This window comes from Aquimarina litoralis, assembly GCF_019295435.1.
Taxonomy (GTDB): domain Bacteria; phylum Bacteroidota; class Bacteroidia; order Flavobacteriales; family Flavobacteriaceae; genus Aquimarina; species Aquimarina litoralis_A.
This window is the reverse complement of the sequence record NZ_WEKL01000013.1, coordinates 36,385-58,850: the sequence shown is the minus strand read 5'-3', so window position 1 is coordinate 58,850 and position 22,466 is coordinate 36,385. Positions and strand designations below refer to the sequence as shown.

Genomic DNA, 22,466 nt, shown 5'->3' with positions numbered 1-22,466 from the left:
TTTATATAATAATTTTTTTCTTCTCGATTTGTTTTACTTCTTCATTTTGCCATTGCGCATTCTCAATATGTAATGACAAAAACTCTATGGTAGGTGAACCAAAGAATTGCTCTATTTTGATTACTGTTTTGTAATGGACGTTTATACGATTTAGAAGTGTATTAACTGTTAAACTATGTCCTCCTAACTCAAAAAAGTTATCTCTAATACCTACTTGGTTTATTCCTAATAGATCTTTCCATTCTTCTACTAATTCTATTTCCAGCTTATTTCTAGGTGCTATATATTCCTGACTACTAGATTCTAAATCTTCTATTTCTAATAAAGCTTTTTTATCAATTTTACCATTGGGGGTTAATGGAATCTCTTCCAAAAATTTATAATAAGATGGAAGCATATAAATCGGTAGCTGTTCCAAAAGAGATTCTCGTAATTTATGTTGATCCAAATTGTTTCCTACTAAATAAGCTACAATGGTTTTTTCTCCCTTGTAATCTTTTGTCAGTACAACAGAATTCATTACCGATTCTTCTTGAGTCAACGCATGTTCAATTTCACCCAGTTCTATTCGATGTCCACGAATCTTAACCTGATCATCTTGTCTTCCTATAAAACCTATTGTACCATCAGTTAACCATTTTCCCAAATCACCAGTTCTATACATTAATTCTCCAGGTTGATATGGATTTGGCACAAATTTCTCACTAGTGAGTTCAACTTTGTTTAAATATCCTGATGATAAGCCTTCACCTGAAATACAGATCTCTCCAACTATTCCAATAGGTTGTAGTAAAAGTTCGTCTGACAGGATGTAAAACTGAGTGTTTGATATAGGTTTTCCTATTGGTAATGATTGTTCATGAAATTTATCGATATGATAACAGCTACTATACGTTGTATCTTCAGAAGGACCGTATAAATTTCTTAACTCTACATCATATTTCAATAATTCATTACTTAAAGAGATGGGAATGGGTTCTCCTGCCATGTTAATCCCCACAATGTTATCAAAAGGTATATTATATTCTAATAAGCTATCTACTACAKAAGGAACAGTGTTTATTAGTATCTTCTTATCTTTTGAAAGGTATTTAGTAATTGATAAGCCATTATCTATTACTCTAATTTTCTTACCAATAGTCAAAGGATAAAAAATTTCGAAAACCGATAAGTCAAAACAATGAGAAGTTACCGCATACAACATTTCAAAATCAGTAGATGAAAATTCAAGTTTACTCCAGTTGAGCATTGACACAGCATTGCTATGCTTTATCATTACTCCTTTTGGTATTCCTGTAGAACCTGATGTGTAAATTATATAAGCAACATTAGACGGGCTAATTTGTGAATCAACAGTCTCTTTTGAAGTATTCTTTTCTTCTTTAAAAGTCGATAATAGACTATTATCTATAATAACTTTACAGCTACTATCTTTTTCAATATACGCTATCCTCTGTTTTGGATATTTTGGATCTATTGGTACGTAAGCACAACCAAGTTTTAAAATCGCTAACAATGATACTATTAACCATTCATCTCTATTTAGTTTAACACCTATTAAGTCTTCTAAATTAAGGTTGTATTTTTCCGATAAAAAATGAGATAATTCATTTGAAAGCTCATCTAATTCTTCATAGGTAAATTCTTTTTCTTCATGTACAATTGCAGTAGCTTTTGGTGTCTTTTTTACTTGTGCTAAAAATAAATCTACAATTGTTTCATTTTCTGGAAAGGAAACCTCTGTTGTATTAAAATCATCTAATAATTGGGTTCGCTCTGATTGAGTCAAATAATCAATTGTTTGTATACTTTGTAGAGGTTTCGTAATACATCCATCTAAAAAACCTTCTATATGTTTGAATAGTTTTTCTATAAATGAAGACTCATATAAATCGGTATTATATTCTAAATATAAATGCAAACAATCTCCCTTTACAGAAAAGATAAAACTAATATCAAATTGACTTACTTTTCTATGATTATTCTTGTATTCATTAAATGTTAGTCCTTCTATAGAAGAATCATCCGATTCTAATAATCCTCTTTGGTTTTGAAACACTACCATTATATCAAATAGAGCAGAGCGACTCATATCACGATGTAGATCTAAGGTGTTTACCAAATCATCAAAAGGATAATCTTGATGTGAATATGCATCTAATAATGTGCTTTTTTGTATCTCTAAAAGATCATCAAAAGTGCATGATTTCTGAAACTGAGTACGGATGGCTAATGTGTTTAGAAATAAACCTATCTGTCCTTCTAGATCTGGATGATCTCTTCCAGCTATTGGAGTTCCAATTATGATGTCACTCAGTCCTGTATATCTTGAAAACAAACCATTTATACCTGCCATTACAGTCATAAATAAACTTGCTCCTCGTTTTTCCGAAAACACTTGCAAACGATGACTAAAATCTTTTGAAAAAGTATATGTTAATGCGTCACCTTTATATGTCTTGATTTTAGGTCTAGACTGATGTGTTGGAAGTTCTACAACTGGTAAGTCACCTTTAAATTTATCTAACCAAAAATCTTTGGATTCTTGTAATTTAGACTGTTGTAATTCTCCTGTTAACCACTCTGCATAGTCCTTATACTGAAGTGGTAGTGTGGGTAAAATAATATTCTTATTATTTAACAAACTACCATATATTACTGCAAATTCTTTACTAAGTACCTCCATTGACCATCCATCACTGATGATATGATGCATATTAAATAGTAATAAATGCTTTTCTTGAGATAATGTAACTAACTGTAATTTTAAAAGCGGTGCTTCACTGAGATCAAAACGATGTTTGTTACTATTTTCGATAATCGATGCAACTGCAGAAGATTGATCGATCACATTACTTAAATTTTTTTGATCAATTATTACATCAATCTCATCAATACTTTTTATGTACTGTCGTACATCTCCTTGATTATCAGTTAAAAAAACTGTTCTTAGACTTTCATGTCTTTCTATAATAGTGATAAGTGCTTTTTTGAGTTTATCAATAGCTACTACACCTTCCAATTCATAAGCTCCTGGAATATTATAGGCAATACTTCCTTCTTCAAACTGACTTAAAATCCAGAGTCTTTTTTGAGAAAACGTCAACGGATAATTTTCTTTTTCTTCTGCTTTAGGAATATCCGATTGTGTATTTTTTTGCAATTTCAGAGCTATCCCATGAATAGTAGGATTGAGAAACATATCCTTTATTCCTAACTCAAGACTTAATATTTGCTTTATTTTATTACATACCAAAGTTACTTTTAGACTATGTCCTCCTAATTCAAAAAAGTTGTCTGTGACTCCTATATTTTCTACTCCTAATACATCTTGCCAGATCGACACTAACTGCTCTTCTAATTTATTTCTTGGTGCCACATATTCTTTTTGAATCAAGTCTTCTTTACCTATCTCCAATAAAGCTTTCTTATCTACCTTACCATTCGGAGTCAATGGTATTCTGTCTAAAAAAACATAGTAGCTAGGTAACATGTAATCTGGTAGTTCTTTGCTTAGTTCAGATCTCAATTCTTTTTTATCTATAGTTTCTGCGCTAACCAGATAAGATACAATTGCATTTTCTCCTTGAACTTTATCAACTGTAACTACACATTGATCTATCGATTTTTTTCTTAGAATCACATTTTCTATTTCCCCAAGTTCGATACGATATCCTCTAATCTTTACTTGATCATCTTTTCGCCCCATAAACTCTACGGTACCATCAGCTAACCAACGACCTAAATCACCTGTTCTATATAATCGACTATTATCCAAAAAAGGATGTGTTATAAACCTCGCAGAACTGAGATCGGGATCATTCAGATATCCTCTTGCTAAACCATCTCCTCCTAAACAGATTTCACCTACTATACCAATTGGTTGTACTTGTAGATCATCATTTAAGATATATACTGTGCTATTACTTATTGGAGATCCAATAGGTATTTCATTTTCTACTTCAGTTATGTTGTGAGTCAAAGAAAATGTAGTATTCTCCGTTGGACCATAACCATTAATTAATTCCAGATTTGGAAAAACCTCCTTAATAGTACTAATATGTCCAGCTGATAATTTATCTCCTCCTACCAAAACTGTTTCTAACGATTCAAATATTCCTATATCATTATCAACCAGTTGATTGAACCATCCAGAAGTAAACCACATCACGTTAACTGCAGTATCTTTAATTTGTTTATTCAATAATGTACTATCTAGCAACACATCTTTAGTACAGATAACTAACTTCGATCCATTTAATAAAGTTCCCCAATACTCGAATGTAGTAGCATCAAATGAAAATGCCCCTGTTGTTAACAATACATCTGATGGTGAAAATTGATAATAGTTGGATGATTTTACTAAGCGAATAATACTTTGTTGCTCAATTAATACGCCTTTAGGGGTTCCTGTCGATCCCGAAGTATACATCACATATGCGAGATGATTCGCTTTGGTCTTAACTTTTGGTAGCGATTTCAATGAAGTATCAGAATTTCTAAATGACTCTAATAAATCTTCATCAATAGTAAACTTACATTTGCTATCCTTTTCGATATATGCGATACGCTGTTCTGGATAATTTGGATCAATAGGAACATATGCGCCACCAGTTTTTAAAACAGCTAACAATGTGATTATTAACCATTCACTACGATCTAATTTAACACCAACTAAATCTTCAATTTCAATATCATAATTATTTAATAAATAGTTTGCTAATTGATTAGATAACTCATCTAATTCTTTATAGGTTAGCTCTACTTCTTCAAATGTTATTGCAATTGCATCAGGAGTATTTATAGTTTGTTCGACAAACAGATCTATAATTGTTTTACTACTTGGGTATGGAGTTAAGGTGTCATTAAAATTATGTACTATTTGTTTCTCTTCTAATTCACTTAAAAAGTTAATTTTAGTAATACTTTGATCAGAATTGGTAATACATTCTTGTAAGAAATTTTCTAAATGCAGCGCTATTTTTTCTATAAAAACAGCTTCATAAATATCCGTATTGAATTCTAAGTCTAAGTTTAACTGTGAGTCTTGTTCGGAAAAAACAAGTGTAATATCAAATTTGCTAAATGACTTCTCTGTATTTTGATATGGAACTAATTCAACTTCATTAAAAAGTAATCCTTCCGAATCGATTACATCTTGTTGATTTTGAAAAACTACCATGACATCAAACAAAGCCGATCGACTCATATCTCTCTTCAGTTGCAATTCATCAACCAATTTATCAAAAGGATAGTTTTGATGTGAATAAGCATCTAATAAAGTGGATTTTTGAATTGCCAGTAACTCTTTAAAACTAGTAGATTTTTCGAATTGTGTTCGAATAGCCAAAGTATTCAAATACAAACCTACTTGCTCTTCTAAATCCGGATGTTCTCTCCCGGCTACAGGAGTTCCTAATACAAAATCTCTTGTATTTGTATATCTTGAAAACAAACCATTTACAGCAGCCATTAAAACCATAAATGTGGTCACCTCATTTTGTTGCGTATATGTATTAAGCTGTGAAGTAAATGCTTTAGAAAATGAATGATTACTATTAGAACCGTTATAGGTTTTTAGTTTAGGTCTAGGTTTCTGAAAAGGTAATTCTAATATTGGTAAATCCCCTTCCAACTTATCCAGCCAAAATGACTCTGATTTTCTTAAATTATCTTGCTGAACTTTACTATTCTGCCATTCAGAATAGTCTTTATATTGAATATTCAACTTTGGTAATTCTAGGCTATTCCCTGATACTAGTGTGTTATAAATAAGCATAAACTCTTTCTTTAACACAGCCATTGACCATCCATCTCCGATAATATGATGCATATTAAATACTAATACATGGCGGTCAGGAGAAACTCTTATAATCTCCCCAATAAACAGTGGCCCGTTTTCTAAATTGAAAATGTGTCTCTGAAATGATTTAACGTGATTTGCTATTATTTCCTCTGTAGTATTTTTACTGAGGTCAATAAATTTTAATACAGAAAAGTTCTCCTCTATCGGAATTATATACTGTCCTAGCTCTCCACTTTTATTTTCTTTAAAAACTGTTCGTAAACTTTCATGTCTGCGTATTAAATGGTTGAATGCCAATGTTAGTTTATCGAGGTCTAATATTCCATGAAGTTCGAATGCACCAAATATATTATAAGCCACACTACCTTCATCGAACTGACTTAATGTCCATAAACGTCTTTGGGGAGAAGTGACATTATAGTACTCCTTTTCAATAGAACTTGGTATAGGTACATAGGAAGAGAGTAAGCTAATCAACTGCTCTTTATGAATCTTGATATCGTTCACAATATCATTAGTTAAAACACCTTTTGGAGCATTAATTTTTATATCTCCATCTTGTATTTTAACACCAATACTTAACGACTCCAGCGTATGAATTAAATTTTCTATCACGATATGTTTTTTAAGATTATACTGATATATCAGGTTGAATTTCAAATATCAACATAGAAATATTACAATGACTTGAAGTCAAATAATTTGAATATTGATCTTACTTTGATCTCAGTATAAATTAATGTAAGTAAGTTCCGGTCAAGCAATAAAACCAGTAGATGTTTTTAGATTATTACTTCATCAAAATCGTCAATGTTATCGGATTTTAATTGATTTTGAAAAACAATGAATTTTAATTTTGTAGATACTCCTACTATTTCTTGAGTATCGTAAAGATCTTGAATCGAGAACCTTGTTTCAAAAGTTTTATTTATTCTATTTACCAGAATTGTTGCCTTTAAACTATTTCCACCTAATTCAAAAAAGTTATCAGTAATTCCAATTTTTTCTATTCCTAAAACATCTTCCCATATAGATACTAAATGTTCTTCTATTTCATTTGTAGGAGCTACATATTCTCGTTGAATAAGATCTTCCATTCTAACTAATGGTAATGCATGTTTATCTACTTTTCCATTTGCTGTCAAAGGAATAAAATCTAAACTTACATAATAACTAGGTATCATATAATCTGGTAATTCTTGACTTAATGAGGCTCGTAATGCTTGTTTATCAAATCCTTCTTTAGATACTATATAAGCTGCGAGTGTTTGATCTCGGTTTTGCACATCTACTTGTACTAAAGCTTGTTCTATTCCAGATTGAGAAGCTATTACATTTTCAATTTCTCCTAATTCTATTCGATAACCTCTTATTTTTATCTGATCATCTTTTCTACCGATATACTCAATAGTACCATTAGGCAACCAACGAGCTAAGTCTCCTGTCTTGTATAATCGTTCCCCAGCTATAAAAGGATTACTTATAAATTTTTCTGATGTCATCTCCTTGTGATTAAGATAACCTCTGGACAAACCTGCTCCAGAAACACATAATTCTCCTACAACACCAACTGGTTGTAATCTCAATGAATCGGATAGAATATATATCTTAGTATTTGAAATAGGGCGACCTATAGGTATAATATTTCCAAAATGATCCTTCAAATCAAAACTAGTAGTAACAACAGTGTTCTCTGAAGGTCCGTAATTATTGTAGATTTTTAAGTTTTTAACTCCTTCAGGCAATTTAAGAGCTTCACCGCCAGTCAAAATTTTCGTATGTTTCAATTCTAAACCTTGAAACACCAGTTCTTCACAAATCCTTGTCGGCAAATAGGAATGCGTGATCTCATGTTGATCTAAAAAGTCTTTAAGTAAGTTAACATTATACCTAACTTCCTTACTTTCAATAGGGTATAGTGAACCACCTGATAATAAATATGGATAGATCTCCCAAACAGAAGCGTCAAATCCTGATCCAGCGAATAAACTTCCTCTACTTGTGATATTCAAGTCATAGGCATCTATATGCCAGAAACATAGATTTAATAAACTACCATGTTCTATCATAACTCCTTTAGGCTTCCCTGTGGAACCTGATGTATAAATTACATATGCTAAATTTGTTGATGTTATTAATGCTTTTGGAAGTTCTTTTGATTGAGATTCAGAAGACTTAAATAATTCAAGTAAATCGGTGTCTATGGTCAACTTACAATTGCTATCTTTTTCAATAAACGATATTCGTTGTTCTGGATAATTTGGATCAATAGGAACGTAAGCGCATCCTAATTTTAAAATTGCTAGTAAGCTAATTATCAACCATTCGCTCCTTTCTAATTTCACACTTATAAGATCTTCAATATCAAGAGTATAATTCGATTTCAAATAATTTGCTAATTCATTTGACAATTCATCTAATTCTTTATATGTTATTTTCTTTCCTTCGAAAAAGATAGCAGTTGAATTAGGAGTTTTGTTCGCTTGATCAATAAATATATCTACAACTGTCTTATTCTTTGGATATATAACATCTGTAGTATTAAACTCATATAATAACTGATGCTCTTCTTGAGCTTTCAGGAGATTAATATTTGCAATACTCTGGCTTGGATCATCAATAGAATTTTCTAAGAAACTTTCTAAATGATACACAAGTTTTTCGATAAAGACAGCATCATAAATATCAGTGTTATATTCTAGATGTAAAGAAATTTTTCCTTCTTGTTCGGAAAAAATGAAACTAAGATCAAACGGAGTTACTTTCCTGTGAACCTCCAAATAAGGTTCTAATGATAATTCTTCTAATTCGATATCTGAAGAACCTAGTAAATTATGCTGATTTTGTAAAACCACCATAACATCAAATAGTGCTGATCTACCGGTATTTCTATTAGTAACTAATTCATCAACCAGAGTATCAAATGGATATTCTTGATTGGAATAGGCATCTAATAGCGTAGATTTTTGAACTGATAGCAAATCTTCAAAGCTTGCATTCTTATCAAATTGTGTACGAATAGCTAAAGTATTCAGATACAGTCCTATTTGTTGTTCTAAATCTAAATGATTTCGTCCAGCTACTGGTGTACCTATAATAATGTCATCTGTATTAGTATATCGGGATAACAAGCCGTTAATTCCTGACATCAAAGTCATAAATAAACTTGCTCCATGTTTTTTACTAAACAATTGTATAGATGTACTTAAATTTTGAGAAAAACTATAAGAAAATGAATCTCCATTATAAGTTTTCATTTTCGGCCTCATTTTATTTACTGGAAGCTCTAGTACAGGTAAATTACCCGATAATTTCTTATGCCAATATTCTTTTTCTTTATCTAATTGCTGGAGTTGTTCTTTACTTGTTTGCCATTCAGCATAGTCTTTATATTGTATAGATAATTCGCAAAGATCTACTTCTTGATTGGTAACTAAGCTGTTGTAGACCGTTATAAATTCTTTGCTTAATATCTCCATCGACCAACCATCTCCAATAATATGATGCATATTTAATAACAACACATGATTCTCTGGAGTTAACTTAATAACCATTCCCTTGAATAACGGACCATTACATAGATCAAAAACATAGTTTTGATTTGAAATAACTAAATCTTCTAATCGTACAGAAGAATTTGATTCTGAACTTATATCCACAAACTCTAATGCAATATTCATGGAGTTGGCTTCCAAAATATGCTGTCTTACCTCTTCTTGATCACTTTCCTTGAAAATGGTACGAAGTACTTCATGTCTATCAACTATTTTAGTAAAAGCTTGAGATAATTTACCAAGATCAAGTCTACCATTTAGTGTAAATGCTACAGGTATGTTGTATGCTACATTTCCTTCCTCAAATTGACTCATTACCCATATCCGTCTTTGGGAAGATGTTAAACTATAACTTTCTTTCTGTGATGCTTTTGGAATATTACTATAAATACTCGTTTCTAATTTGGAAACTACACCTTTAATAGTAGGGTTTAGAAACATGTCTCTTACTGATAAGTCTAAATCTAAATGTTGTTTGATTTTATTAACCAGTAGCGTAATTTTTAAGCTATGTCCTCCTAGTTCAAAGAAATTATCAGTGATACCAATACCTTCTACACCTAAGACACTTTCCCAGATCGAAACCAACTTTATTTGTAAATCAGTAGTTGGAGCTACATATTCTCGTAGCGCTATGTCCTCATTCCCTACTTGAGGTAATGCTTTTTTATCTACTTTACCGTTTGGTGTCAATGGAATAGCATCTATCTCCACATAATAACTCGGTAACATATAATCAGGTAGCTCTTTGCTTAGGGATAAACGTACATCTTTTTTATCTAAGGGTTTTTCGGCTACCAAATAAGCTACAATTACCTCATCACCTTCAACTTTCTGCGTTACAACAGAACACTGATTTATAAAATTTTGAGATAACATAACATTCTCAATTTCTCCTAATTCTATACGATACCCTCTAATTTTAACCTGATCATCTTTTCTTCCGATGAATTCTATTGTACCATCTGGCAACCAACGACCTAAATCACCCGTTTTATATATTTTTTTCCCTGATACATAAGGGTTTTCCACAAATTTTGTAGATGTCAACTCTGGCTGATTTAAATATCCTCTTGATAGTCCTTCTCCTGAAATACATATTTCTCCTACTACTCCAACAGGTAACAATCCAAAGCCTTCTGATAATATATATATTTGAGTATTTGCTATTGGACTTCCAATAGATACGATGTTTCCTTTAAATTGATTTTTATTGATCTTACAAAGTGTAGAACTAATTGTTGTTTCTGTAGGTCCATACTTGTTATAAAAATCTGAAACACTACTCATTTTCATAATTAGATCTTTTGAGCATGCCTCGCCACCAGAGACTATTCTTCTTATCTTTTCACAAGATTTAAGATCATTTAAATGTTGTAAATAAGTTGGAGTGGAATGAAAATGTGTTATATCGTATTCTTTTAAGGCTTTTACAAACATTGAAGGATCAATGATATGCTCCTTTGAGATGATGATTAATGATGCCCCATTCAATAAGGTTAAAAACAATTGTTCTATGGATGCATCAAATGCTGGATTAGAAAATAATAAAACACGTTCTGTACTATTAAAGTCAAATTCTAAAGATTGATTCGTAATATAATTCACCAAACTCTTGTGCTCAACCATTACTCCTTTTGGTCTACCTGTTGAACCTGAGGTGTAAATTACATACATAAGATTTTCTGGTTTCAAAGCTACCTTAGGTAATCTAACGTCATAATTATGTTGTTGAGATCTAAAATCATCTAGTAATTCATTATTAATTACAGCTTTGCAATTACTATCATTTTCGATAAATGCCGAACGTTCAGAAGCATCACTAGTAGGATCAATTGGTACATAAGCTCCTCCTGTTTTTAATACAGCAAGCAATGAAATTATAAGCCATTCGCTTCTATCTAATTTTACTGCTACCAAGTCCTCAATATCTATTTTGTAATTAGCCATTAGATAATTGGCCAATTGACTTGATACCTTATCAAGTTCCTCATAGGTAACCTCTTTTTCTTCAAAAATTAAAGCTACTTGATTAGGTGTTTTTCTTACTTGATCATTAAATAGATCTACAATTGTTTTATCCTTTGGATAAGTTACTTTAGTATCGTTAAAATCTATTAATATTTTATGCTTTTCTAATTTTGTTTGTACATCTATATCTTCTAGCCTAACATGATCAGAAACTAATACTTGTGCAAATAAATTTTCTAAATGAGAAAAGATTTCTGTAACAAATGACTCTTCATAAATATCTGTATTATATGTTATATGAAGTGACAAATCCTCTTTTTCTATAAATGCAAAAGAAAGATCAAATTGAGAAGTTTCACGGGTTATATTAAATGGACTTACTACTAATTCCTGAATTTCTTCTCTATTTTGGAATTCCGATAGTTGTTTTTGGTTTTGTAATATGACCATTACATCAAATAATGGTGATCTGGAAGTATCTCTTGTTACTCCAAGTTCTTCCACTAGTTTGTCGAAAGGATATTTTTGATGTGAGTACGCTCCTAATAATTGTTGTTTTTCTTTTTGAAGTACATCGAAAAAACTATCCTCTTTATTTAATTGAGTTCTTATTGCCAATGTATTTAAATACAGACCAATTTGCGATTCAAGATCAGGATGTTCTCTTCCAGCGATTGGTGTACCTATTATAATATCCTTCTGATTACTATACCTTGAAAGCAAGGCCTTAATTCCAGACATCAAAGTCATAAATAAGGTAACATGATGTTTCTGTGAAAATACCTTTAGATTAGACAAAGTTTCTTTTGAAAAATGATAGTTCAGCTCTTTACCTGTATATGTTTTTATAAGCGGTCGATTTTTATAAGTAGGTAAGTCTAGTACTGGTAATTCTCCATGAAAAACATTTAGCCAATATTCTTTTGATTCCTTTAATACATTCTCGGTATTTGTTTCTTCCAACCAAACTGCATAATCTTTAAACTGTATTGGTAAATCAGGTAGCTCCAAAGAATTTTTCGACTGTAGCTGTTTATAGCTTTCTACAATCTCTGAAGTTAAAATCTCTAACGACCAACCATCACTAATAATATGATGCATTGATAATGAAAATACAAAGCATTCATCATTTACTTTTAACAATGAGCCATCAAATAAAGGAGCTTTAGACAAATCATATCCTTTACCTTTCTGTTCTTTTATATAATTCTCAACTTTTTCATAAGGTACATCTGATCTAGAAAAATCTTTTACTACCAATTCAAAATCAAAATCTGCTTTTGATAATATGTACTGTCTTAGGATACCTTCTTCATTATTCTCAAAATATGTACGTAGTATTTCATGACGATTAACTACATAATAAAATGCCTCTTTAAATTTTTCGATATCTACATTTCCTTCTAAGTATACAGCGCCTTTAATTTGATATGCTTGTGTACTCTCTTCTATTTGACTTAACAACCATAAGCGATGTTGTGATGATGTAATTGGATATGAATCCGAAATAGGCGCTATTGCTATAGAGGTAAACGTATCATCTTTTAATGTTTTCCTTATATCTTCAATTGTTGGATTTGTGTAAAAAGACTTAAAAGGAATATTGGCACCCATAACCTTATAAGCTTTATTTATGATTTGTGAAATCATAAGGCTATGACCTCCCAATTCAAAAAAGTTGTCCTTAACACCTATGTTTTTTATCCCTAACACCTCTTCCCATATATTCACTAAATCTTGCTCTGTTTTATCTCTAGGTGCTACATAATCCTTTTTAACGATATCTACCGTAGTAATTTCTGAAAGTGATTTCTTATTTACTTTTCCATTAGGAGTAAGAGGAACAGATTCTATTGTAATAAAATAAGTCGGAATCATGTAAGATGGCAATCGACTACCTAAAAAATCCCTTAATTCAGATTTATCAATAACATTATTCTCTACATAATAACCAACTAAAATTTCTTTTTCCTTAACTTTTTTAACAGCTACAACAGCTTGCAAAACATCTTCGGAAAACTCTGATATCGAATTTTCTATTTCTCCTAATTCAATACGATATCCTCTTAATTTTACCTGATGATCTTTTCTTCCTAAAAATTCAATATTCCCATCTGGAAGCCATCTTGCTAGATCTCCAGTATCATAAATCCGTTCTCCAGGACAATAGGGATTATCTATAAACTTTTCATCCGTTAATTCTGGACGATTTAAATACCCTTTTGCTACTCCAATTCCAGAAACATATAATTTTCCAATCGCACCAGATGGTAATAACTGTAAATGTTCATCCAGAATATACGCTTGAGTATTGGTAATAGGTTTTCCTATAGGAATCGATTTATATACTTCTGTATTTGATAATTTATAGCATGTGCTATAAGTAGTATCTTCTGATGGACCATAAAGGTTTCTAATCTCCGCTTTTGTAGTTAAAAGTTTTTGAGCGATATCTACAGGAAAAGGTTCTCCTGCTAAGTTTACAGCGCTTACATTTGATAGGTCATAAGCTTCTTCCAATACATTTCTGATACTTGAAGGGACTGTATTTAATAATACCTTGCTATCGTTTTCTAAATGTTCACCTATTTCTAATGCATTATCCAATAGTTTTATTTTCTTCCCTACAGATAACGTATAAAAGAATTCAAATACAGAAAGATCGAAACAATGTGATGTAGCGGCATATACCACTTCAAAATCAGTGTTTTTAAATTCATCTTTTGCCCAATTTATCAAAGCAACTGCATTTTGATGTGTAATCATTACACCTTTAGGGTTTCCTGTAGTTCCCGAAGTATAAATGATATAAGCTAAGTCACTTGATTTAGTATCAGTTTGTATATTCTCTTTTGAATATTTAAGTTGATCTTTCTCAAACTGACTTATTTGTTGTTGGTCGATGACCAATTTACAATTACTATCACTTTCTATGTAAGCGATTCTCTCTTCAGGATAAGTTACATCAATCGGTACATAAGTAGCACCTGTTTTAAGTACAGCTAAGAGTGAAATTAGTAATTTCTCAGTCCTTACTAATTTTACCCCAACAAAATCACCAGAAGAAATACCTGCTTCTTCTATCAAATAATGAGCTAACTGATTAGATTGATCATTAATCTCTTCATAAGTAAATTCCTTACCTTCAAACAAAAGAGCAACATTATTAGGAGTATTGATAACTTGAGATTGAAATAATGAAATGATAGTATCAGATAAAGAATCCACTTTACCTGTAGTATCTCCTACCGATATCATTTTTTCTTTTTCTTCGTCTGATATGATTGCAATTTGAGAAACCTCCTTTTCTATATTTCCTTCTAATTCTTGAATCCAAACACTAAATCTATTTAAGAAATGATTTGCTAGTTCCTTCTTTACAAAATTTTCTGAAAAAAGGACAGATATTTTAATGTCCTTATTTTCTTGCTTAGTTATGTTTAATGAAAATGAAGAAGAACTATTTTTAACACTGTTATAAGAAAATCCATATGGCGTATATTTTCCAAATTCTTTTCCTTCAAATGTATCCAAATCATAATCTTTATGCTTGTATACATCCTGAACTTCTTCCTTGACTTCTTGAAGGAACTGTTTAAATATTTTATTGTTTATCGGAGAAAAACGATATAATAATGAAATATCTTCATTAGGAATCAAATCGTCTGAGAAAACCATATAACACTCTCCAAAATAGCGTTGTAAAAGCGTATTAAAAATAGTCAGAAGAATCGTAAATTCGGCAATATGATTATCCGAGGTTAACTTATAAAAATAGGACAAATCCTCTGATTTTATTAAAATATTATCTTCAGAAGAAGTTAACTCCATCGAAGTATTTAAATTGTCAGAAGAAAAACCTTCCAGTTTATTAACCCAATATTTTGTTGTAATCTTTTTCTGAATCATATCCATTCTAATTATTTAGTACGCTCCAAGAATTGAACTATTATCCTATCGATCGTGAATTCAATCGGACATATTGTTTTACTAAGTTTACATCACCTGTATGATTTACTTAGATGACGTATACTTGATGTTTTTAGGAATTTAATTTATGTATGCAAGTTTGTAGTTTAGATAGCTTGATTACTGTTAAGCTACCTCATGAATATCTACGATATGGCAAGAAGGAACTGTAGCTATAATACTTTGCTGTAATGAGTCTATCCTTACGATAAGTTTATTAGTGTTATTAACTTTTAAGATTTCACACTCTAATCCACTTAATGATCCGTAGTTAATTTTCTTTATTTCACCTATTTTAAATGACCTATTGGAAGTTTCGATATCAGAAAGTTCGTTAGATCCTAAAAATAATTTAATGTTTAAAATTTCCTGATCTTTTACAATTGCGTATTCACTACCAAATCTAATATATGCACAAGCACCATTTACAGAAAGTGCTTTATGAAAATCCATTGGTGAATTAATCTTTACAAAAACATAAGAAGTAAAAAGAGGTTTAAAAACAATCTTTTTTCTATCACTCCATTTTCTAATAGTTTTCACTACAGGTAAAAAAGATTCTAATTGATCTTCTTGCAAGAGATCGTGAACTTTTTTCTCCTGACATGATTTAACATACAGGACATACCAACCGGTTTTAAAAGTTTTTGACATGAGTTAATGATTTATATGTGAGATATTTACGTACACTCCTGTGTTAATAAGAATGTAAAACTTTAAAAATGTATATTAAAATGAGGTTTTGATATGGCTTCGCCTCCTGCACTCCCAAAATCTCTATTTCCAGAAATTTTTAAAAGTAACATATGCGTGACCTTTCCAAAATATGGGATTATTTCGAAAAACTATGTCTTCTTCACAACTTAACTTTCAACAGAATTTGTAATGCTGTATCCTTTTAAAGTTGAGCTATTTTATATCAAAATTTGTTATATTATAATCTTTGGATTATATAACTTTTCTATTCAAAAAAATACTTCCAAAAATTATTTCATGAATAGGATAACCTATTCTAAAATTTTATAATTTCAAATAAAACAATTTATTTTCCGATCATAAGAGTTAATTTATATTGTTAATGTAAAAACATAAATCAACCTAGTTGTTCAACAAATTTCAAGAAACATTTGAAATGATTCCTTTTTAAAATCATTAATAAATCGTTAATAATTCAAAAGTCTATATATTATGTGGAATATGAAAATAGATACAACTGAAATTCATGAATATAAGCTTGAAATTCATGAATTTCAATTCATTTTTTTGACCTAAAAAAACCTGTATATCAAAACTTTACAAAAAAAGACACTCATAAAAACTTTAATTACTTTTGTAATAAGTATATAGGCTAAAAAATGGATAAAAACACGAATTTAACTTTTCTTTAATTCTCAATAACCATTCTATTTTTACCTTTAAACCCTAAAATTTTATATCGAAATTGAATGTATGCGAAATGATTTTTCTTTTTTAATACTACTATTATTTTTTGTTAATATTTTATGCGCAAATCAAACACAAAAACAAGATTCATTATCAATCTTATACTCCAATAAAATAAAGAGTGAAAGCAATGAATTTCGCAAAAAATCACTGGCGAATCAATACCTAAATTTGGTCAAACAAAATAATAATGTTGCTGAGCTTGCAGAGGCTTATTACACGCTTTCTGAAATATTTAGTCATTCTGAGGATGCCGTTAAATATGCTGATAGTATCATCCAAGTGTCACAAAACCTTGAAGACAAAGCTTATCTGGCTAAAGGTTATTTACAAAAAGGAATACAGCTTTATTATGTAGTTGAATATAACGAAGCATTAAAAAATTATCTAAAAGCGAATGAATATTATAGTGAGCAAAAAGATGAATTCAAACAGTTAATTATAAGACATTACATAGGATTACTTAAAAGTAAAATTCATGAAAACAATGAGGCTTTTAATATTTTTAAGGAAAATATGTCTTTTTTTAAAAAACTAGAGCATCAAGAAAAACATAAAAAACAGTATTTAAAATCTTTATTCGCAATTTCTAATGCTTATATACTTAATAAAAAAGCAGATTCTGCTCAATTCTATAGCAAGAAAGGGATACAAGTAAGCTCGAATACTGAAGATAAATATTTGTATCCACTTTTTTTGTTATCGTATGGGAATGCTAAATTGATACAAAAAGAATATAAAACCGCCCTAGACAGTATGATTAAAGGGACTTCATTAATAGAAGACAAAAAAATTTCACTTGCTATGAATTACATGCATATTAGCAGTATTTATGATTCGATTAATGATAAAACAAAGTCTTTATATTATCTTAATAAAGTTGATTCTACCTATAAAAAAAGTCCTCAAGTAATTCTTCAAGCACGGGATGCCTATGAAGCATTATTCAAAAAATATGAAGACAATGCTGAAAAACAATTAGAAATCATAAAGAAATTATTATCCGTAGATAGTATTCTTAAAACTAGACCTACGAATCTAAGTAAACAGATAGCAGAACAATATGATACTCCAAAATTAATTTCGGAAAAAGAAAAACTGATAACAAAACTTGAAACAGAGAAAAAAACAGAAAAACTGATCAATTGGTTTTTAGTGCTGTTCGTTTTGATTTTGTCAGCGATTATTATTTATGTAGGTAGAAGAAATTTAATTAACAAAAAACGGTTTAAAATCTTATTAGAAAGCCGGAATGAAAATGCAGTAAAGAAAGATAGTACGCATCCTAAAGTAAAAAGTCAAAGAGAAGATATTGATGTACCATCTGAAGTAGTCGATACTATTTTAAGTAAGCTTGACAAATTTGAAAGAAGTAATCAATTTGTAACAAAACAATACACCTTAAGTTTACTTGCCAAAGAATTAAATACTAATAATGGTTATTTATCTAAAATAATAAATGCTAAGAAAAAAACCTCTTTTTCTCAATATATTAATAATCTCAGGATCGATTATGCAGTAACAAGACTAACCGAGGACTCTAAATTAAGATCTTATACGATAAAGGCCATTGCCAAAGAATTTGGCTTTAATACGGCACAGTCTTTTACCACCGCTTTCCATAAAAACACTGGGATCTACCCTTCTTATTTTTTAAAGAATTTAAAGAACAAAATAGCCGAAAATAAGTGATGAAATTCATGAATTTAAGCATATGGGCTTAAAATTTAGCTAAAAAACACGTGCCAGGAAAAAGCCTTCCTTTTCTCGATATAATATTGATCTGAAAATCGATTATATGTTAGCAAGACTAACTGAGAATTCTAAATTAAAATCCTATACTACAAAGGTAATTACCAAAGAATTTGCCTTTAATACGGAACAACCTTTACCACGGCTTCTCATAAAAACATTGGGATCTATCTTCTTGTTTTAAAAATAGATTAAAGAACAAAATAGCAGTAAATAGGTGATGAAATTCATGAATTTAAGCATATAGGCTTAAAATTTAGTTAAAAATCCCATTACATTTGTGACAGAAATCAGTTAACCCTATTAAATTCACACAATGAAAAAAAATAGAAAGCATTCTAAATTAAACTTAAAAAAACTTAAAATTTCAAAATTAAATAACCCTAGAACTATTAAAGGGGGATTTGCAGCAATTCTTGACGATGATGATTCTGGGCAGAATACTCAGAATTCAACTATGTGTTAAATTTAGAAAACAACACCAAACCATCTGATGAATGATTAACATCAGATGGTTTTTTTTAGTATATTATAWGAGAAGAAAACTATGTCTATTAATACTTCTAATAATTACAATTCATTGTAAAGAAAAAGAAAAAACTGAAGCTTTGAAACAGTCAAACACAGTAGATGAATTTTACGGTCAAAAAATTGAAGATACATATAGAAGGTTAGAGAACTTAAATGATTCAATTACTATAAATTGGTTAAAAGATCAAAAAGCGAATACTGAGAAAGTCTTTGACAATAATCCAGGAATAGTTAAAATTCAAAAATCCATTGAAAAAAAGAGGAACAACAATGAGAGTATAATTACTAAATTGAAAATTAGTCAGGATGATATTCACTTTTATTTAAAGCGATCAAAAGATGAAACAACATCTAAAGTATACCTAAAAAATGGTTTCCACGGATCAGAGGAAATTTTATATGATCCAAAAGATTTCAAACCGTCTTCAGAGGAATCTTATTCTATAAATTACATTCAACCCAACTGGGATTCCAGTAAAATAGTWCTGAGCATTACCAAGAATGATGAAGAGTTTTCTCAACTTTTTGTTATGGATGTCAAAACAAAAAAAATAGTTTCTGATACACTACCTAATGCACTACCTAATTCTTTAGGAGGAGTTGAATGGCTACCAAATAATGAAGGGTTCATTTATACATACACTCCAATTACAGATACCAAAAACAAAGACTATTCTTTTTTTGCAGAGGCGAAAGTTTATTATTTAAATAAACAAAAAGGCAAAATCCAAACTATATTTTCTAAAAAGAACAATCCAAAAATTAATATCAAACAAGAGGATTTTCCTATTATCTATTTCACAAATCCTAAAAATAATTATGTTCTTGCTTCTATTGCTGGAGTATCGTCTTATAGAGATACTTATTACGAAAAAATAAAAAATATATCCCAAGAAAAGATAAATTGGAAAAAGCTTTATGGAAAACAAGAAAAGATTAAACAGTTTTTCCTTTATGGTAGTGAACTATATTATCGAACTGCTAAAGGAGCCTCCAATTTCAAAATTTGCAAAGTTAATCTAGAGAAGCCTAATTTTRAAGATCCCACATTATTAGTTCCAGAACAAAGCTCTTCCGTAATATCTGATTTTGAAATAACTAAAGACGGAATTTATTATGTAAAAACAAAAAATGGAGTTGAAGCTAAATTATTTTTTCGCGATCATCTAACTACAAAAGAATCCGAAATTAAGCTTCCCAAACCTTCTGGTAATATCAAATTGTCTTCAAAAGGAATTGATTTTTCTGAACTAAGAATTACAATAGAAGGTTGGACTAGTTATAAGGAAACGTATATTCTAAATCACAAAACAAAGCAATTTGAATCAAGAGATTTAGCTTCAGTAACTCAATATGATTTTTTAAAAAATGTAATAGTTGAAGAAATTGAAATTCCATCACATGATGGAGTAATGGTTCCTTTATCTATTATCTATAAAAAGGGCACTAAATTAGATGGTCAAAATAGAATGCTCATTAATGCTTATGGTGCTTATAAATGGTCTAATTCTCCTTTCTTATATAACTATTTATTACATTGGTTAGAAGAAGGAGGAATTTATGCAACAGCTCATGTTCGAGGAGGAGGAGAAAAAGGTGATGATTGGCATTTAGGAGGTCGTAAAGTTACCAAACCCAATTCTTGGAAAGATCTGATTGCTTGTACAACATATCTAATTGATCAAAAATATACCAATAAAGATAAAACGGCACTTTGGGGAGCTAGTGCAGGAGGTATTACGATTGGAAGAGCAATTACAGAACGTCCAGACTTATATAAAGCTGCTGCGATTCGAGTGGGAACCTTAAATATGCTGCGTTCTGAATTTGGTCCTAATGGACAAAACAACGTAAAAGAATTTGGCACTGTCAAAGACTCTATAGAGTTTCAAGCACTTTTGGAAATGGATGCGTATCACCATCTTAAAAAAGGAATACACTATCCAGCAATTTACCTCACCGCTGGGATGAACGATTCTCGTGTACCAGCCTGGCAACCAGCAAAATTCGCTGCTAAATTACAAGAAGAAGGCTATTCAAGTAATCAGGTTTTATTGGACATTGATTTTCAAGGAGGACATGGTTTTGAAGCTTCTGTAAATAAAAAAGGAACAGAATTATCTAAGATCATTACTTTTTTACTGTGGCAAACAGGTCATCCTGATTATCAATCAGAATAATAATTTATTTTTCTTGAATTGGTATAAAACCAAACATATTGAAAACCACTTACTACAATAGCACAAAACTGGTAAACCATTCATTAACTATTAAAAACAAGAGATTTACATTAGTCGGGTAGAGAGGATTCGAACCTCCGATCTCTGGTCCCCCAGACCAGCACTTTAACCGGACTAAGCTACTACCCGAAAATTGGGAAACAAATATAAAAATACTTTTGTTATATGGAAGTATTATTATGTCGTTCTAAGATTTTAATCATCTTAAATGATTTAAGCAAGTGGAATAGACCAGGGAGAATCACAGCTCCACCAATAATCAAAGAAATTCCAAGAACTTTAATTACACTCTCAGGAGCAATATTATCTAATAAACTGACATTTTCTGTTTTTGTAATAATAATGTTTGGAAAATGAGCTACCAAAGCTGCTAAAAGGATCAAAAAAACCTGAAGGCCTGCAAACAATCTACTTAGGACTCTCCTACCCTTTTTGATAGTAATCCAAAGTGGGATTAAAAGCAATCCAGAAAGAATCATAGCTATAATAGCATATGGATCTCTAACAAAGATGGTCACAAAACTATACTCATTGATATATCCATACATAAAAGTGATTAAACCAGTTATAAAAACTACAATAGTCGCAATGGCAGCCTTTCGAATATAAATATTTTCTTTCCTTGCTTCAGACTCGCCAATAAGTAATACAGAAGATAAAAAAGCACACAATGCTGCAAAAAACAATCCAACTAAGATGCTAAAAACATTACACCACGGTTTTATAAATACTTCATAAAAAGAAAGATTACTAACATCTTCGGTAAGTACAATATGACCACTTATAAGTCCTCCGAAAACCATACCTAGAAATATAGGAGTAATCAAACTAGATATCTTAAACATGGCGTCATATAATTTTTGAGAATTATCAATAACCGCGTCATAATGTCTGAATACAAAAGCAACACCTCTTAAAGTAACTCCCAATAGTACTATCGTTAATGGAATATGTAGATTCACAACCAATATATTGTAATACGCAGGAAATGCAATCCATAATATCACTATCAGAATAATAATCCATATATGATTTGCTTCCCAAACTGGGCCCATTACTCTATAAATGGTTTTTTTAGTTATTTTTTGGTTCTCTTCAGATGAAAACATTTCTACAATTCCAGCTCCATAATCAGCACCACCCAAAACAACATATAAATACAAAGAGAATATTAGAAAGAATAAAACTACGTATAACATA

The 22,466-nt window shown here is 30.5% G+C and carries 7 protein-coding genes, 1 tRNA gene and 1 pseudogene; 3 read left to right on the top strand and 6 right to left on the bottom strand.

Annotated elements, in window-relative coordinates; all coding sequences use genetic code 11:
* Position 1: 1 nt before the first annotated feature.
* From GBO31_RS09180 to GBO31_RS09170, 4 genes and pseudogenes are all read right to left on the bottom strand, one after another.
* Positions 2–6,421, bottom strand: coding sequence for an amino acid adenylation domain-containing protein (locus GBO31_RS09180; protein ID WP_343211297.1), 6,420 nt, complete (start codon positions 6,419–6,421; stop codon positions 2–4).
* Positions 6,422–6,588: 167 nt separating this feature from the next.
* Positions 6,589–13,062 carry an amino acid adenylation domain-containing protein gene (locus GBO31_RS09175; RefSeq protein WP_429725727.1) on the bottom strand — a complete coding sequence of 2,158 codons (6,474 nt, stop codon included), beginning with the start codon at positions 13,060–13,062 and terminating at the stop codon, positions 6,589–6,591.
* Positions 13,063–13,164: 102 nt separating this feature from the next.
* A pseudogene (locus GBO31_RS27390) lies at positions 13,165–14,589 on the bottom strand (amino acid adenylation domain-containing protein); the annotation flags it as partial.
* An 837-nt stretch (positions 14,590–15,426) separates the two neighbouring features.
* Entirely contained in the window at positions 15,427–15,954 is a 528-nt protein-coding gene (locus tag GBO31_RS09170) for a UpxY family transcription antiterminator (RefSeq protein ID WP_219008038.1), read from the bottom strand.
* 795 nt (positions 15,955–16,749) lie between these two features.
* On the opposite strand from GBO31_RS09170, the gene GBO31_RS09165 reads away from it, so the two are divergent.
* From GBO31_RS09165 to GBO31_RS09155, 3 genes are all read left to right on the top strand, one after another.
* On the top strand, positions 16,750–18,435 hold the full coding sequence (locus tag GBO31_RS09165; protein WP_219008037.1) for a helix-turn-helix domain-containing protein: 1,686 nt from the start codon (positions 16,750–16,752) through the stop codon (positions 18,433–18,435).
* A 376-nt stretch (positions 18,436–18,811) separates the two neighbouring features.
* A complete protein-coding gene (locus GBO31_RS09160; protein WP_219008036.1) occupies positions 18,812–18,961 on the top strand; it encodes a hypothetical protein in 150 nt (49 codons plus the stop codon).
* 142 nt (positions 18,962–19,103) lie between these two features.
* On the top strand, positions 19,104–21,206 hold the full coding sequence (locus tag GBO31_RS09155) for a prolyl oligopeptidase family serine peptidase (protein ID WP_219008035.1): 2,103 nt from the start codon (positions 19,104–19,106) through the stop codon (positions 21,204–21,206).
* Between the two features lie 114 nt (positions 21,207–21,320).
* Here the strand turns inward: GBO31_RS09155 and GBO31_RS09150 are convergent.
* Together GBO31_RS09150 and GBO31_RS09145 are read right to left on the bottom strand one after the other, a co-directional pair.
* Positions 21,321–21,395: transfer RNA gene (locus GBO31_RS09150), tRNA-Pro, on the bottom strand.
* 32 nt (positions 21,396–21,427) lie between these two features.
* Entirely contained in the window at positions 21,428–22,465 is a 1,038-nt protein-coding gene (locus GBO31_RS09145; RefSeq protein WP_219008034.1) for a cytochrome d ubiquinol oxidase subunit II, read from the bottom strand.
* Position 22,466 lies beyond the last annotated feature (1 nt).